The 16,822-nt window shown below is 57.6% G+C and carries 12 protein-coding genes; 5 read left to right on the top strand and 7 right to left on the bottom strand.

Going from position 1 to position 16,822, the window contains the following annotated elements; all coding sequences use genetic code 11:
* Positions 1 to 14 precede the first annotated feature (14 nt).
* From GRI39_RS13550 to GRI39_RS13535, 4 genes are all read right to left on the bottom strand, one after another.
* Positions 15 to 2,771 carry a DUF5695 domain-containing protein gene (locus GRI39_RS13550; protein WP_160740273.1) on the bottom strand — a complete coding sequence of 919 codons (2,757 nt, stop codon included), beginning with the start codon at positions 2,769 to 2,771 and terminating at the stop codon, positions 15 to 17.
* A gap of 82 nt (positions 2,772 to 2,853) precedes the next feature.
* A complete protein-coding gene (locus tag GRI39_RS13545; protein ID WP_160740272.1) occupies positions 2,854 to 4,653 on the bottom strand; it encodes a DUF885 domain-containing protein in 1,800 nt (599 codons plus the stop codon).
* Complete coding sequence (locus tag GRI39_RS13540; protein WP_160740271.1) at positions 4,650 to 5,675, bottom strand: Ldh family oxidoreductase; 1,026 nt, start codon at positions 5,673 to 5,675, stop codon at positions 4,650 to 4,652. Before GRI39_RS13540 ends, GRI39_RS13545 begins: the two co-directional genes overlap by 4 nt.
* Entirely contained in the window at positions 5,672 to 8,062 is a 2,391-nt protein-coding gene (locus GRI39_RS13535) for a glycoside hydrolase family 127 protein (protein WP_160740270.1), read from the bottom strand. Before GRI39_RS13535 ends, GRI39_RS13540 begins: the two co-directional genes overlap by 4 nt.
* 371 nt (positions 8,063 to 8,433) lie before the next feature.
* Here GRI39_RS13535 and GRI39_RS13530 point away from each other — a divergent pair, with 371 nt between their 5' ends.
* On the top strand, positions 8,434 to 11,190 hold the full coding sequence (locus tag GRI39_RS13530) for a DUF5695 domain-containing protein (RefSeq protein WP_160740269.1): 2,757 nt from the start codon (positions 8,434 to 8,436) through the stop codon (positions 11,188 to 11,190).
* Positions 11,191 to 11,325: 135 nt separating this feature from the next.
* Here GRI39_RS13530 and GRI39_RS13525 read toward each other — a convergent pair whose 3' ends face one another.
* On the bottom strand, positions 11,326 to 11,691 hold the full coding sequence (locus GRI39_RS13525; protein WP_160740268.1) for an ArsR/SmtB family transcription factor: 366 nt from the start codon (positions 11,689 to 11,691) through the stop codon (positions 11,326 to 11,328).
* Positions 11,688 to 12,356: a peroxiredoxin gene (locus GRI39_RS13520; RefSeq protein WP_246205091.1), complete on the bottom strand. Its 669-nt coding sequence runs from the start codon at positions 12,354 to 12,356 to the stop codon at positions 11,688 to 11,690. Before GRI39_RS13520 ends, GRI39_RS13525 begins: the two co-directional genes overlap by 4 nt.
* Positions 12,357 to 12,443: 87 nt before the next feature.
* Here GRI39_RS13520 and GRI39_RS13515 point away from each other — a divergent pair, with 87 nt between their 5' ends.
* The 3 genes from GRI39_RS13515 (at position 12,444) to GRI39_RS13505 (ending at position 14,739) form a co-directional block, all read left to right on the top strand.
* Positions 12,444 to 13,391 (top strand): MBL fold metallo-hydrolase, encoded by a 948-nt coding sequence (locus tag GRI39_RS13515; RefSeq protein ID WP_160740267.1) that lies wholly within the window; start codon positions 12,444 to 12,446, stop codon positions 13,389 to 13,391.
* A 26-nt stretch (positions 13,392 to 13,417) separates the two neighbouring features.
* Complete coding sequence (locus GRI39_RS13510; protein ID WP_160740266.1) at positions 13,418 to 13,852, top strand: protein tyrosine phosphatase family protein; 435 nt, start codon at positions 13,418 to 13,420, stop codon at positions 13,850 to 13,852.
* Between the two features lie 110 nt (positions 13,853 to 13,962).
* A complete protein-coding gene (locus GRI39_RS13505; protein ID WP_160740265.1) occupies positions 13,963 to 14,739 on the top strand; it encodes a sulfite exporter TauE/SafE family protein in 777 nt (258 codons plus the stop codon).
* Between the two features lie 252 nt (positions 14,740 to 14,991).
* On the opposite strand, the gene GRI39_RS13500 is transcribed toward GRI39_RS13505, so the two are convergent.
* Positions 14,992 to 15,252, bottom strand: a complete 261-nt coding sequence (locus tag GRI39_RS13500) for a hypothetical protein (protein ID WP_160740264.1) — start codon at positions 15,250 to 15,252, stop codon at positions 14,992 to 14,994.
* 275 nt (positions 15,253 to 15,527) lie between these two features.
* On the opposite strand from GRI39_RS13500, the gene GRI39_RS13495 reads away from it, so the two are divergent.
* Positions 15,528 to 16,748 carry an AAA family ATPase gene (locus GRI39_RS13495; protein ID WP_160740263.1) on the top strand — a complete coding sequence of 407 codons (1,221 nt, stop codon included), beginning with the start codon at positions 15,528 to 15,530 and terminating at the stop codon, positions 16,746 to 16,748.
* The last annotated feature ends 74 nt before the right edge of the window (positions 16,749 to 16,822 follow it).

The raw sequence follows: 16,822 nt of genomic DNA, 5'->3' as shown, positions 1-16,822 counted from the left end.
CTCCGGGGCGGTTGTCATACAAGCTGCAGGGTGAATTCGGCACGGCCACCTGCCGGAATCGGCAAGGTCACAAAAGACTGCTGACCTTTCAGGCGGGCCGGTGTTTCGCTTCCCGCAAGCGCCCATGTCCCGGCCATGCCGCCGATCCGCAACATCGCTTCATGCGCATCGGGATTGCTGCTTTCCACTGTAATGGTCACGCGCGAGAGATCATCGCTCAAGCGAATGGGGATCTCGCGGGCAAAACGGTCTCGCTCCAATTGCATATCCAGCGCCCCGCTATCGAGCCGGGCATGGAAGCGCCGCCGCACCCCATCGCGCGGGATCACATGGCTTTCCCCATTCTGGCGCGACAGATCGCCGGCCATGGCTATCCGGCCAAAGACCGGATCATCGCTCAATATGCAGGAAGCTGCGCGCAAGCCTCCGCAAAAGCCGAGGTCAATTTCGCACGAATAATACCAGCTTCCGCGATGGTGCGGCTGTTCGAGCCAGGTCTTGCCATAGGGCGCCGCTTCAAAGCCGCCGCCTGCCCCGCCATCATTGGCCTCACCCGGATACCAATAGCCGAAATTGCTCTCCTTTGTGCCGCTATTCATCAGCGCCCATGAAGAAAGGCTGGACGCCGCGCCAAGCCGCAACAGGGCATGGGGATTATCCGGCCCATCGTAGAGCGCATGATCGAGCACTGCCCAGCCACCCATCTGGGCCATATAGCTCAACAGATAGGTGTCCGACCCTTGCGCCCGATAATCGCTGCCCAGCGTATAATAGGCCGGTTCCAGCCACCCCCGGCAAAAGAGATTTGCCGCTATCTGCTGATCGGCAAACCCTCGCGCCTTTTCGATGCTCACGCCGAGCGTTGCCCCGGCGTGGTCCAGCCCATAACGCGCCAGCGCCTGAGTGGATTCAAAACCGGTGGAATCGAAAGGATATTCCGAACCGAACAGGTCAGGATTATCATTGATAAAGAAGCGGACCTTCTTTTCCCAATGCCCGCGCAACCTTTGGGCCAGTGCGCTTTTGCCTTCTGCTTCCAGCGCCGCAATAATGTCCGGGATCACCAACTCATTATAAAAGCCGGTGCCATAAGCGCTCCACCCGATGATTTCTTGTGGCACCTCGAACATGGCGACCGCAGTCTGCCCGGCCCGTTCCAGATAATCCGCCGCCGCCAATCTGGTCGGCACCTGCGCATGATCGCACGCAATGCGGTACATGCCGAAATACATCAGGAAGATATGCGGATAATCATAAGGCCGCCAGATATGCATCTGGCCCTTTGGCCCTCGATCTGAACTTTCCCGGTTCTGCTTCCAGTCCGGAATGCCATACAGCGCATAAGGGTAACTTTCCGCCGTTGTGCGCTGGAGCCCACCCCAGACGAAATGTTCAATATAATCATCGAGTGCAGCGACTTCTGCCGCCACCGGATATTCGGCATTTTTGGACGCAAGAAACGCCGGTTTGCTAAGACCGGGATCATCGCATGTCACTTCATAGATCCGCCAGCCAGAAATCCGGTCATAATTATCCGGCCCCAGCAGCGCGCCATTGTCCATATTATATTCGGCCAGCAACCCGCGATACCATTTGGCAGGATCACGATGCTGATGCTGCGCGATAAAAGCGCCGCGTTTGGCGATCAGCGTTTCCACCGGCTCGGTGGCGAAGAATTCAAGCCATGTCGTGCGGCCATTATCCTGCCGCAAGGCAAGGCGGTTTTCACCCAGACGGCTGAACTGAACCCGGAATATCTGCGTGTCCCCTTCATAGGAGACAGGTTCAATCCGCGTTTCGCCGGGATATTCTGCTTCAATGGCGCGAACTTGATCGGTGCTGCGCAGGGCCACCAGCGCCGCCATATCGCTCGGCAAAGTCATGCCGGGGACGACTTCCACATCCACCAGACCCTGGGCGACAAAAGTGTCGCGCACCGCCTGATAATCATCGCACCAGCTGAAGTGGAAGCCGTAACTGTGGGTGGCTCCGGGCGCGAGCGTCAGGCTGCTATGCGGCAAGCGCCAATTGCAGCCATGCCGGGCCGCATCAGCTCCGGCCAGAGTAGAATGGATATAGGCTCGATAGGGGCGCTCTTCCCCGCTCCCATCATAATGATCCCAAAATTCCAGCGACGTGTTTCGATCCGGCAGCATCACCAGATAGGGGCCAACCGAGTTGGAACGCATCCAGAAGAAATGAGAGCCGTGGCCGGAAACGAAACTATGTTTCATGACGGCCGCATGAGCAGGCTGCCCGGCACGAAAATCGGTATGCATCGGCAAGGGCAAAGCCAGATCACCAATGGTGACAGGCTGCTGCGCCAAATTGGTGAGCTGGATGGTCCACAGGAGCCTGTCCCCTTCCACCTTCAGTGAAAGTTCCACCTCCAGCGCCGCCTCTTCCCCGGCGGGCAGTATATAGCGCCGGATATCCCTGGCGGGGGAGACTTCACGGGCTGCTGGTTTTGCCAGGGCGGTCTTGCAGATGGCCCATTCACCCTCTGCCAATCGCCACACCAGTTCCACATCGCCCAGCCCTGCACCAGAGGCGATATAGTCTGTGTCAAAACTGTCCCCGCGATAGCGCAGGCTGGTAATCGCGCCCCGATCGGTTCCGACGAGAAACGGGCTGCCTGACTGATCCAGCGCGCCGGTAATATGGCGCGGCGGGATGGCTTTGGGTGCCGCCCATGCTGCGCCGCTGCCAGCAGCCACGGCCGCCATCGCACTGGCTGACAGGAGCTTGCGCCGGGTGAGCGGCGGCAGCATCGGGGCTGAATGTCCTTGCCCTAGTTGCATGGTTCAACACAGGCGGAGCGGGCACAAGACGCTCCAGGCAGCGTAACTGGCTTCATTTTTCTTCGTCAGGATAGGGGCCAACCCCGCCATCCTTGATGAATTGATCGACCCGCTGCGTCACCACTGGAAGCGGCACAGAGCCCAGTTCCAGCACCGCATCATGGAAGGCGCGGATGTTGAACTTTTCACCCAGTGCTTTTTCCGCTTTGGCACGGTCCTGCAGGATCGTCAGTTCGCCCATATAATAGGACAGTGCCTGACCCGGCCATGCGATGTAGCGATCCACTTCGGTGGTCACTTCATGCTTGGACAGGGCCGTATTGTTGAGCAGATATTGCTGCGCCTGTTCGCGCGTCCAGCCTTGCGTGTGAATGCCGGTATCCACCACAAGCCGGGCCGCACGCCACATCTGGTAGCTCAGCATCCCGAACACTTCATAAGGTGTCTGATAGATGCCCATTTCTTCGCCCAGCGCTTCGCTATACAGCGCCCAGCCTTCGCCATAGGCGGAAATATAGGTATCACGCCGGAAAGCGGGCAGATCCTTGTTTTCCGCCGCCAGGGGCATTTGCATCGCATGGCCCGGCGCGCTTTCATGCAGAGTCAGGGCAGGCAGAGAATAAAGCGGGCGCGAGGGCAGATCATAAGTGTTGACGAGGTAAATCCCCGGACCGCCCCGTCCGCCAGTATAATAGGGCGCAATCGCTGCCGGCACTGGCTTGATCGCGAAACGGCGGCGCGGCAATCGGCCAAAGTAATCGCCTGAAACCGCATCAAACATCTTGGCGATCCAGGCGGCACGATCGAGCAGATCCTGTGGTTTTTTCACATAGAATTGCGGATCAGTGCGCAGGAAGGTGAGAAATTCCGGCAAAGTGCCCTGGAAATTCACCTGTTTCATCACATCGAACATGCGCGCCTTGATCTTGGCGACTTCATCCAAACCAATCTGGTGAATTTCTTCCGGACTCTTGTCCAGTGTGACAAATTCACGGATCTTGGAGCGGTAATAGGCCTTGCCATCGGGCAGATCATAAGCCGCGAGGCTGGTCCGTGCACCGGGGAGATATTCGGTGCGCATGAAGGTCAGCAATTTCTGATGCGCCGGGACAACATCCTTGCGGATCGCCTCTTGCGCTTGTTGGCGCAGCTCCGCCTGTTTGGCAGCCGGGATGATATCCGGCATGGTTTCAAACGGCGCGTAAAATGGCGATGCTGCAATGCTCTTGGCATCCACCACCGCAGCAATTTCAGAATCGCGGCCCTGAAGCGTGATCTTAGGGGCTGTGAAACCGCGCTTCAAACCAGCGCGCATATTCACGATCTGCTGATCATAATAGCGCGGGATCTGCTGCATCATGGCGATGTAATTTTCGTAATCCGCCGCCGTGCTGAAGGTGCCGCGCGTCCAGCCTGCCACATCACCCCAGAAGCTGGTGTCTGCGGTCATCGGCTTTTCATATTCGTGGTATTTCTGTTCAGCCAGCAGGCTTTCAATCTGCTGGCGATAGACCTCGTAATTGACCTTATTGGCAGGCGACAGGGCTGCGACATCCAAAGCGTCCAGCGCTTTGAGCGTATCCGTCCAGCGGGCGAGCTTTTCTGCCTGCCTTTTGGGGCCAACATCGGGAAGTGTCGCTTCCGCGCTTGCCGGGCTATCTTCATTCGGAGCCATTTCGCCCACGCGCCAATCATATTCAGCGGTGGAGATTTCCTCGAATTTCTTATCCGCCGCACTGCGCGGTTTGGTTTCGGGCTGGCACGCCTCGGTGGTTTCACCCTGCGCCGATACAGGGGCCGCAGACAAAGCAGTGGCAGCCATCAGGCTGGTGATAAGAAGCGCGCGTTTCATGATTCCTCCAGCAATTTTTCAATGTCGCGCATCAGCGCGGCAGGAATTTCGACACCTTGGACAAGGCTCTTCTTGCGCGCTTCGTAGCGGCGCTGTGATGGCAGGCGGGCGCCCTGCCCGGTAATGGTTTCAAACATCACCTCGGCATGTTTCATATATTCGGCCAGCAGATCACCGACAAAACCGGCAGGATCGATCGCAATGATGAATTCGCCGCCAATAGGTGAACCGCCCCGGCCCCCGTCAGCTTCGATCGATTGCAGACTGGTCATATCACCAATCAGCGGCCCGCCGAGCAGCTCCACCATGGCCGCAAGGGCCGAACCCTTATGCCCGCCAAAGGTCCGCATGGCACCCGACAGCACCTCTTCAGCCACGGTGGTGGCATGGCCATCAGCATTATAGCCCCAATCATCGGGCACCGGCTTGCCTGCCCGGCGATGCAGTTCGATTTCACCGCGGGCAACCGCACTGGTGGCAAAATCAAAGATGAAGGGTTCACCCGATGAGCGCGGCCAGCCAAAAGCGATGGGGTTGGTGCCAAACACAGGCTTGGTCCCCCCGGCCGGCGCGACCCAGGCATGGCTCGGCGTGACGGCCAGCGCCACCAGTCCCTGCCGGGTCAATTCTTCCACTTCCGGCCACAGGGCAGCGAAATGGACCACATTGTTGAGGCCCATTGCCGCAATGCCAAATTTGCGCGCTTTTTCCGCCAGCAGCGGCGCACCAAGCCGGAAAGGAAGCTGGGCAAAGCCGCCCTTCCCATCCACCCGCACCAGAGCGGGGGACGGTTCGCTCAGTTCCGGCACGGCATCGGGCACCACCACGCCGCTTTTCACGCTGCTGGCGGCAACCAGCAGGCGATAAATCCCGTGAGAGGCACAGCCATCACGTTCGCCCGACACCATGGTTTCTGCCACCGCATCCACATGATCGGGTGAGAGGCCGGTTTTGGCGAGGCCCGCTTTGGCCAGCGCACGCACTTCGTCGAGAGTCAGATGAACGGTTTCCCCCGCACTCATACCGGCGCACCCTCCTTGGCGGTGAACAGAACCGCACCAAAGACCGGCCCTGCGGTGTTGCGATCATGCGGTTGGAAGCGGATACGCAGCTTGCTCTTGCCCAGAGTGAGCGCGGCCGGAACCGGATATTCCACGGTGAAGAATTCACCCGGATGATCCTGTTCCAAAGTCTGCGTGGCGAGCTTTACGCCATCGACCATAATGTCAAAGGTGCGCTTGCGCTCATCGCCCCAATAGGTCGCCTGGAGGATCAGCGACCCTTCACGCGATTTCATATCAAATTCGAAATAGCCGCCGCTACGCGCATCACGGCCATTTCGCCCGCGATAGGTGACAGGATAGGAGATGTCGGATTCCAGATTATGGTCGCGCTCGGCCTGCATTTCACCAAGGTGCATGACATCAACCGAACGGGCCGCAATATCGCGCAGCCGCGCCTGTTCAGCGAGATAGGCCGCTTCCTGCGTCTTCCACCCGCTTTCACTAAAGCGCTTGAAATAGACCGCACTGCGTCGGTCATACTGGCTGTAGAACGGGACGAAGCGCAAGTTTCCGGGCCGGCCGATACCTTGCGTATCATAAACCGCCCATTCCGGCGATGCGGCAGTAAAGGCACCGAGGAGGTCAGAGCCCACCAGCGCCGGATCGGCCCCTTCGAATGTATCCTTGGAAGAACCCAGATCCGCTGCCAGCACCAATGGCCCGCGCAGGATGGCGATAGTGTCAGGATCATCGGGGGTTGATTCAATGCGTAGGTCCAGCGGAATGGCCATCGTGACTGTGTCACCCTGTGCCCAATCGCGATCGATCATCGCATAACCATCACGCACCGGGGCATCGAAAGTCTCCCCATTCACCGTTACTGCCGCCTTGCCATTGGCAAAGCCCGGAACACGCATCGCAATCGGGAAACGGCCCGGCTTTTTCAGGCCATAGAGCGTCAGCGTGCTTTCGCTTTCGTAAGGATAGCGCGTGTCGAGCACCATATCCGCGCCCCGCGCCGCCCAATGGGCTTCGGCCGGGATGTAGAGATTCACCAGCAGCATATCGCGGCCATCTTTCTCGCCCTGCCAGAAGATCGATTCCCCATGTTTGGCGTGGCTTTCCATGCCCGAACCGACACAGCACCAGAAAGCATCTTCACCCGGCTGCGAATAGTCGCGCACCGTGCCGCTCATCAGCGGGGTCATATAGGTAAAGCCGCCCGTTTCAGGGTGCTGCTGTGACAGAATATGGTTGAGATGGGTCCGCTCATAATAGTCAAACAGGGCCGCTTGCGGCTGCCAGCTATAGAGATGCCGCGTCAGCTTCAGCATATTGTAGCTGTTGCAATGTTCGCAGGTCTGTTCCGTGATGTGGCGCGAAATCTGATCGGGTTCGAAGAAGTACTCCCGGTCCGCATTGCCGCCAATCACATAGGAATGGTGATGGGTTACGCGGTCAAAGAAATAGCGCGCGGCGAACTGATCTTGCGGGCTGCCGGACACTTCATAGATCCGCGCCAGGCCGATCAGCTTGGGGATCTGCGTATTCGCGTGGAAATTGGGAAGCTTGTCCTCCCCTGCCCGCAGCGGATCGAGGACCCGGTGATCATAGATGCGGTTGGCGAGCTTCAGCCAGCGATCATTGCCCGTGCGGGCATAGAGTTCGGCAATACTTTCATTCAAGCCGCCATATTCGCAGGCTAGCATCGTTTCGACCTGATCGTCATCCAATGCGGCGAAGACTGTATCGATATAGCCTGCAAGGCCAACGGCAATCGGAAGCCCCTTATCAATTCCGCAATGGGTCTGTGCATCGAACAAGCCGTTGAAAAGCTTGTGCCAATTGTAATAGGGCACCCAGCAGCCATTGAGATCGAACCCGCCGGAGCGGATATCTCCGGCCATGATTTCAGGGAAAATTTCCTTCCCGTCCACCACTTCGCCATCTTTGCGCTTGCGGGTGAAGCCAGCGACATAACCATCGCCTTCGGCGTTCTGAACGGTCTCTAATTCGTCGACAATATAGACGAGGCGATCGCGGCATTCACTGCAACCGGTCTGCGCATGGGTAAGCGCCAAAGCGGACATGTAATGGCCCAATGTATGGCCCGCGATCGTATCGCTTTCCCAGCCACCATAGACTTTGCCCTTGGGCTCCAGCCCTGCATTGGTGCGGTAATTATGAAGCAGGCGATCCGCTGACAGCGACAGGAGATATTTGCGATTGGTCTCAACCGCATGGGCAAAGGGGCCGGGCCGCAAGCGCACTTTGTCGAGCGGGAGCGGTTTTGCATTGGCAGGAAGAGCGGTGGAAATGTCTGCTGCAAAAACCGGGCCTGCAGCAGCCAGAACGGCCACCGTCGCCGCGCCAGCCAGCAATTGTCTACGTGTTGGTGCAATCATCTGCCCACTCCAATTGTCTTACTCGACTGATATAATACCGTATACCATAGCTACATGTTTTGGAAGAACGGTCAATGCCACTTTGTCAGACAATGGCCGCGCCAACCCGCCTATCACCGTGAAAACAGGCCTGTTCTTCAACGTGCCACATGGCAGGAAATCACGCTTCTTCGCCGGTTTTTCCGGACTTTCAAAGCACATAGAACAAAAATACTCAGACTTTATATCGTATAATATTCTTGACGCTCATCTTTGGGCTTGGTCTAAGTGATGCCTGAAAGGGAAGTGTAGGGCATCAAGCACACATCTCCCACCCCAGATGAGAGCAAGGCGGCCAAAGCATTGGTTGCACCTGAAAAGTGAGATCATTGATGACCCTTTCCCGCAGATTTTCTCCCCTGGCTGTGCTTCTGGCATCGGTATCGCTGACCCTCACGGCCCCCTCAGCCCCGCTCTTTGCGCAAGAGGCCGCCGCTGAAAAGCCGAGCTACCCTCCCGTGCAGACCGTGCCCTATACGGTTGGCCCCTTCACCATCGCCTTGCGCGCAGACACCGGCACATTGGCCCGGCTTTCGCCCAGCGCAGAGCCGGGTTTTGACTTCACCCCGGCGGATCGTCTGGCTGAGCGGCAATATAATGGTTTCAACCACATAGGCGATTTGCATCTCAGATTGCGCAGTGCCGGTGGAGACTGGCAGGATTTCAATTCCGCGCATGAGCGCAAGCAGATTGCCGCGCTGGCGACGAAGGGCCATGTCTTTGCCGCCTATGACATTACCGCCAGTATGGGCGCGAATATTCCGCTTGAAGTGACCCGCGAATGGGCGGATGAAAATGGCGCTCTGGCGATGTATTTCACGCTCACCAACACCAGCGCAGCGCCGGTGGAAGTGGGTGCTTTGGGAATGCCGATGGTGTTTGATAACATCATCACCGATCGCGATCTGGAACAGGCCCATGCCGAGGCAAGCTTTGTCGATCCCTATATCGGCCGCGATGCCGGCTATCTGCAAGTCACCCGGCTGAATGGCAAAGGCCCGTCTCTTCTGGTTCTGCCGGAAAATGGCACGCCGCTGGAAGCTTATGAACCGCTGAAAAATCCGCCTGAAGCCGAAAACATATTCACCGATAAAACCCAGCGTAAACAGACCTTTGAAGGGTTTTACGACTGGACCGTCGCCAGCAAGGGCTTGGCGGAAAAAGAATGGAAAGATGCCGGACGCCAGTGGAATGAACCCACCAGCTTCACGTTGCAACCGGGAGAAACCCGCCGTTTTGGCCTGCGGATGGTGGAAAGCCCGTCTATCCGTTCGATCGAAGAAACGCTGATTGCCAATGGTCGTCCGGTCGCCGTTGGGGTGCCGGGATATGTCGTGCCGATGGATAGCCCGGCTGATCTGTTTCTGAATGCAAAACAGAAAGTTAGCTCTTTCACCGCCTTTCCCGAAGGGGCGCTGAAAGTAACCAAAGAGGGGCAGAAAGGCGCCTGGCAGCACCTGAAGGTGGCCGCCACCGGCCAATGGGGCCGCGCGCGCCTGACCATCGCCTATGCCGATGGTTCGAAACAGACGGTCAGCTATTATGTCACCAAGCCGCTTGCCCAGGTGAATGCCGATATCGGCCATTTCACCACCACCAGGCAGTGGTTCGATGATCCCAAAGATCCTTTCGGCCGTTCGCCTGCCATCCTCACCTATGACCGCGAGGCGGAGAAGATCGTCACGCAGGAACCGCGCGTGTGGATTTCCGGCATGAGCGATGAAGGCGGTGCCGGTGCATGGGTCGCGGGCATGATCAAACAGCTCGACAATCCCGATCCTGCCGAAGTCGCCAGGCTGGAACAGCTGGTTAATGAAACTGTGCTCGGCAATCTTCAGGTGAAGGATGGCGAACATAAAGGCGGGGTGAAGAAGAGCATCTTCTATTATGAGCCTGAGGATTTCCCGGCGGGCTATTACGATCCCGAAGCGGATTGGACGAGCTGGACCAGCTGGTCAAAGAAAGACGCGGCGGATCTCGGCCGATCCTACAATTATCCCCATGTCGCGGTCGGCCATTGGGTGCTTTATCGCCTCGCGCGCAATCATGATGGGCTGGTGAAGCAACATGATTGGAAATTCTATCTCGAATGGGCTTATCAGACCAGTGTCGCCATGATGGAAGATGCGCCTTATTATGCGCAATTTGGCCAGATGGAAGGCGATGTCTTTCTCGATATTCTGAAAGATCTGAAGCGCGAAGGCATGGACGCAGAGGCCGCCCATCTGGAAAGGCTGATGCGGGAGCGGGCCGATCACTGGCGCTCACTCCCCTACCCTTATGGCAGTGAAATGGCCTGGGATTCCACCGGCCAGCCCGAAGTCTACGCCTGGATGCGCTATTTCGGCTATCAACCGGAAGCTGACAGCACGCGCGAAGTGATCCTGAGCTATGATCCCACCGTTCCAAGCTGGGGTTATAATGGCAATGCGCGGCGTTATTGGGACTTCCTCTATGGCGGCAAATATCCCCGGATCGAGCGGCAGATTCACCATTACGGTTCAGCGCTGAATGCTGTGCCATTGCTCGAAGCCTATCGCGCCAACCCGAAAGACTTCCACCTGTTGCGCGTCGGTTTTGGCGGCATCATGGGCGGTATCACCAATATCGATCAGGACGGCTTCGGCTCTGCCGCATTCCACGCCTGGCCCGATATGATGAAGTGGGACCCTTACACCGGCGATTATGGTATGGGCTATTATGGCCATGCGATCAGCGCAGGAACCTATGTGGTCAATCACCCGAGGTTTGGCTGGCTCAGCTTTGGCGGTGATGTGCGCAAAGATGGCAAGGCCATTGCGATCACCCCGAAGGACGGCGCACGCACCCGCTTGTTCATCGCCCCCGCTGGCCTGTGGGTCACGCTGGACGCCGGCAAGATCGCCGCCGCTCACTACACCCCCGCCACAGGCGAAGTCACCATCACACTCGACCCGGCCACCAGCACCACTCCCAAAGCCCGCGTCCATGTGGAACAGACGGTAGCAGGCAGCGCGGCCTATAGGCTCAAAGGCGGCACGTTGGAACGCGATGCCTATACGGTGAACCTGTCCGCCAATCCGACTGAGATCACTCTGACCACTCGATAAAGCAACCGGTCAATGTGAGGGGCAAGGACCCACCCCCCTTCCGCAGGAGGAGGCCCGGCAATCCCAGTTTCCGCTTTCCGCAGAAGCAGAAGCCATCGTGTTGATGGAGGATGCTTCTGCGCAATCCTCCATACCCTATCCGATCCGCGCGAACATTGCCGCGCTACCGCCAGATTGGAAGCGATCCATTGCCATCGCAGCGCTGCTATCACGCCCCGTGCCGGCCAAACGATCCATCAAGGCACGCACGGCCTGCATACGGTCATGATTGATGCGATAGAATATCTGCTTTGCTTCGCGCCGTGTCTCGACAAGCTGGCTCTTGCGCAAAACGCCAAGTTGCTGCGACAGCATCGGCTGCGTGATACCGGTCAAGGCCTCGATCTCGCTGACAGCGCGTTCCCCGTCGATAATCGCGGACAGCAAGTTCAGCCGGACGGTATGGCCAAGCACGCGCAATACATCGGCACTGTCTTCCAGATTCATCGCGTCCTGCATCATTTTGCCCCCTTGTCGGGGATCTGCGTATAGAACCATGCCGTCGGGTCAGCGGCGGCCAGAACCTCTTCGATGCACTGGCTCGGAGTGCGTAAAAGTTCATCACCCGGCTGCCAATCTGCCGGCACCAATGCGGTGCCATCCTGCGCCCTTTGCAGCGCTTCCACCATCCGCAACATCTCTACCACCGAACGGCCAATGCTGGCCGGATAGCATGTCGAGGCCCGCAAAATGCCTTCAGGATCAACGAAATAGGTCGCGCGGATCGCAGAGGCGTCATGGGCGTCTGGCGCAACCATGCCATAGGCACGGCCGATGGCCATTGTGGGATCTTCGACGATTGGAAAGTCGATCGTCACATCAAACCGGTCGCGGATCATTCTGGTCCAGGCCAGATGCGAGAACAAACTATCGACAGACAATGCCATCAAGGCACAATTCAATGCTTCAAACTGCGCACTGGCCTTCGCAATGGCGACAAATTCACTAGTGCAAACGGGCGTAAAGTCAGCCGGATGCGAGAAAATCACTAGCCACTGGCCGCGAAAGTCTGACAGCGAGAGCGGCCCTTTCGTGCTGCGGGCCGTAAAGTTCATCAGCGCATCGCCAATCCGCAGTGGAGCGGATGGGAGGGCCTCTGAGTCCATCGAGGATTGTAAATTCATCATGCCCCTATCGCGCGCAACTCAGCTTGACGCAACTCAGATACACAGATATTCACTTATCTTAAATAATGAATTGATGGAGTCGGAATAATGCCTCCCCAGACTGTCCCACCAGGCGATCCGGTTTTGCTCCAGGCTGCGCAGATGATCGAGCAGGCGCTCAAGGGAAACACGCCCTGCCCCGTCGTAAAAACCTTCTTTGATGAAGCCACCTTCACCGCCAGCCATGTCGTCTCCGATCCGCAGACCCGCCGTGCCGCGATCATTGATTCCGTGCTCGATTTTGATCCGGCGGCCGGCAGAATATCGCATTCATCCGCCGAAATGATCGTCGCTTATGTCAAAAGCGAAGGGCTCAAAGTTGATTGGCTGCTCGAAACTCACGCCCATGCCGATCATCTTTCAGCCGCCCCATGGCTACAGCAGCAGATCGGTGGAACGCTGGCCATCGGGCGTGAAATCACCCATGTTCAGGAAGTCTTCGGCACGATTTTTAACGAGGGCAGCCAGTTCGAACATAACGGTTCCCAATTCGATCGCCTGTTCGATGATGGAGACAGTTTCAAGATTGGTGAAATTGAGGCAGTCGCGCTTCACGTGCCCGGCCATACGCCTGCCGATCTGGCCTATGTGATTGGCGATGCTGTCTTTGCCGGTGATACGCTGTTCATGCCCGATTACGGCACGGCTCGTGCTGATTTTCCCGGCGGCGATGCACGCCAGCTCTTTCACTCCATCCGGCGCCTGATGTCGCTCCCCGCAGATGCACGCCTGCTGCTTTGCCATGACTATAAAGCGCCGGGGCGTGACGAATTTGTCTGGGAAACCACGGTGGGCGTAGAACGCAGTGCCAATGTTCATGTGCATGAAGGCGTGAGCGAAGAGGAATTCGTGGCGATGCGCACCGCCCGCGATGCCACCCTTGGGATGCCCAAGCTGATCATCCCATCGGTTCAGGTAAACATACATGGTGGCCAATTGCCTGCGCCCGAAGACAATGGAATCCGCTACCTCAAAATCCCCCTGGATGTGCTGTGATGAATGCGAGCAATGAAAAACAGCCCATGCCATTCAAGCCTCTGACAGCATCACTGTCTGTAGCCCCTCAGCTCACCCCAGAAGATGTTGTGCAAGCCGCGAAAGACGGCTTCCGCGCTATTATCGACAACCGCCCGGATGGCGAAGAAGCAGGGCAGATATCTGCCGCCTTGATGGAAGCAATGGCGCAGGCACACGGCATGGCATTTGCCCATATCCCGGTGGTTCCGGGCAAAATCAGCGAGCAGGAGGTGGCCGATATGGCTGCCGCCCTCGCCCGCCTTGATGGTCCGGTGCTGGCCTATTGCCGCACGGGCACGCGCTCAACCACCTTATGGGCGCTCAGTCAAATTGGCCTGGTGCCTGCTGACACGCTGATCGCAACCGCAAAGAGTGCAGGCTACGACCTGATGGCCCTGCGCTCCCGGTTGGAACCCGATCAGATCCATTCGCGCCGCTAACTCATGAACCGTGCCATCCGCCCCGCCACACTGGTTCAGTTCCATGGCACTGATATCTTTGCGCCGGGCCATGCCAGGCCTATCCAAACGCCCAAGGTGGTGGCTGCCTGATGTTCGATACGCTCCACTATATTCTGGGTGCTTTTTCCGGTGCGCTGGTCGGCTTCACACTGGGCCTCGTCGGGGGCGGGGGATCGATCCTGGCGGTGCCACTGATGGTCTATCTGGTTGGGGTGTCGAATCCCCATGTTGCGATTGGCACCAGCGCATTGGCGGTTGCAGTCAATGCGGCCAGCGGCCTTGCCAGCCATGCGCGGGCAGGAACTGTCAAATGGCGCTGCGGGCTGATCTATGCCGGGGCTGGCATTCTCGGAGCATTGGGCGGGTCAACTGCCGGCAAGGCGATTGACGGGCACAAGCTTTTGTTCCTGTTCGCCATCGTGATGGTCGTGGTCGGAATCGTCATGCTGCGCGGCCGCAATAATCTCGGTATTGAAGGCGCGGCGTGCAATCGTACAAATGCGCCCAAAGTGCTCGGCTTTGGCTTCGGAACCGGCATGTTTTCGGGTTTCTTCGGCATTGGCGGCGGTTTTCTGATCGTGCCGGGATTGGTCACTTCGACCAATATGCCGATCATCAATGCAGTGGGCACAAGTCTGATCGCCGTAACCGCCTTTGGCCTTACCACGGCCGCAAATTACGCCCTGTCCGGCCTGATCGACTGGCCGCTGGCAGGCGTATTCATCCTCGGCGGTATTTTCGGAGGCTTTGGCGGCACCATGGCCGCCAAGCGTCTGTCAGGCCAGGGGGTGCTGACAACACTCTTCGCAGGGCTGATCTTCATTGTAGCTGGCTATATGCTTTGGAAAAGCGCCAGCACGTTTTGATGAAGGGGGAAAGCCCGCTCCCTCACCTTTTCCAGCTTGGCAGCCCACGAATGGGTTTGGTAAAGTCATCCAGTGCGTACACGCTTGAGCATCTGCCGGAAGAAAGCCTCCTACCGATCGGAGGAGGAAGCGCTTGGCGTCATCCAGCGCTCTGGCCTGGAGCTTCGGATCTATCGCTGCGACCGCTGCCGCCTCCTTCACCTCACAAGCCGGACAAAAGGCAAGCGCACCCTGCGATTTACTGAGGAATGATTACACCGGCGTTTCGACCAGTTCGACAATTTCGAAAGTAAAGCTCTTCCATCCTCGCGCCTTGCTCGCCTCTTCAGCCGGTGCCCGTTTGCGGCGCGCTTCTGCGAGCGAGCGGCTATGCCCCCAAAACACCTCGGTTTTGCCGTTTTCAAGCTCTGCCACAATTCGCCAATAATGGGTGAAGCTGTCCGCCGTCGGCCCAATAGTCTTGACATAGCCATCAGGCATGGTGGCAGTGAGATAGCGGCGTCGTTTCTTCATACCCCCCATTCAGCCAACTGCCCCCTCAATGCAATCCGCGCGATGATACGCCCACACTCTGCCTGTCAGAAATTCGGGTTTAGAGCCCCGCTCAGCACAAAAGAAACGTTCAGCAACCAATCCTTCACAAACACTCTGAAATGGCGCTCAAAACGGCTTGTAGGGGGTCGATATTTCCGGCCCATTTCGGTGAATAGTATCCGTTTAACTATCCAATTGCTCAAATGAAGCTCTTCAGGTAAAAATGCCGGGAAACAGCTTCAAGGGCATGAAATATGGCATCTCAGAATTCAATTGCCGAACAAACTGCCATTGTCAGTCAAATCGGTGATCTTGCGCAGGCCGGGGAGAAGATGATCGAACGCTTGCGGCGCAAGGCCTTCCTGCCGGAAAGCCGCAAGGGTCTCAATGTGCGCTTCGGGATTGCCGAGGCTGCACAGCTTCTCAATTGCTCCACCAACCGCATCCGCATGGCGGAAGAAGATGGCCGCCTGCCCCCTCCCCCCGCTGGAGAAAATGGCCGCCGGCTTGGCTATACAGTGGAACAGATGCTGCATATGCGCGAGGTGTTGGGTGCCTCGCCCAGTCGCAAGCCAATGGACGAACCTGCCATCATCGCGGTGCAGAACTTCAAGGGCGGCGTCGGCAAGAGCACGGTCACCACTCATCTGGCGCATTATTTCGCGGTACAGGGTTATCGTGTGCTGGTGGTCGATTGCGACAGTCAGGCCACCACCACCACATTGTTTGGCTTCAATCCGCATTTCAATATTACGCGCGAAGAAACGCTTTACCCATACCTCTCGATCGACCCCACGCAGACCGATCTGCTCTATGCCGTGAAGCCGACCCCCTGGCCCAATGTCGATTTGATCCCGTCCAATCTTGAACTCTTCGATGTGGAATATGAACTGGCCGCGTCTGGAGCGGATGGTCAATCTGTATTGGTTGCGCGTTTTCGCAAGCTAAAACAAGGGCTTAAAGACCTTGCGCGCAATTATGACGTGGTTATTCTCGATCCCCCCCCTGCCCTTGGAACCATCAGCCTTGCAGTGATGCAGGCCGCCAACGCACTGCTGGTGCCACTGGCGGCAACCACGCCCGATTTCTGTTCCACCGTGCAATTCCTCAGCATGATGGATCAGGTGCTGGCGCAATTGGTCGAAGCGGGCATTCCGGTGGATTATTCTTTCGTGCGGCTGATCTGTTCGAAATTTGACGCCAATGATCCGAGCCATACGATGGTCCGCGCAATCATGGAGCAGAGCTTTGGCCCTGCCCTTCTCCCCGTTCCGATTCTCGAAAGCGCCGAGATCAGTCATGCCGCCATGCGGATGATGACTGTCTATGAGCTGGAAAAACCCATCGGCACATCAAGAACGCATAAACGCTCCAAGGCCAATCTCGATGAAGCGCTGAGCCAGATTGCTCAGCTCGTCACGCAAGGCTGGGGCCGGGTGGAACCAGCCAATGAAGAGGATCTGCTGCGTGGCTGAGCCAGAGAAAACACTTTCCTACAGTGCTTCCGCTTGGCTAGCCTTATCGATCCTACAGGAACACCTCAAAGCGC

It is taken from the genome of Altericroceibacterium indicum (genome assembly GCF_009828105.1).
GTDB lineage: Bacteria > Pseudomonadota > Alphaproteobacteria > Sphingomonadales > Sphingomonadaceae > Altericroceibacterium > Altericroceibacterium indicum.
The sequence above is the reverse complement of the archived record's forward strand: the minus strand, read 5'-3'. Positions and strand labels throughout refer to the sequence as shown.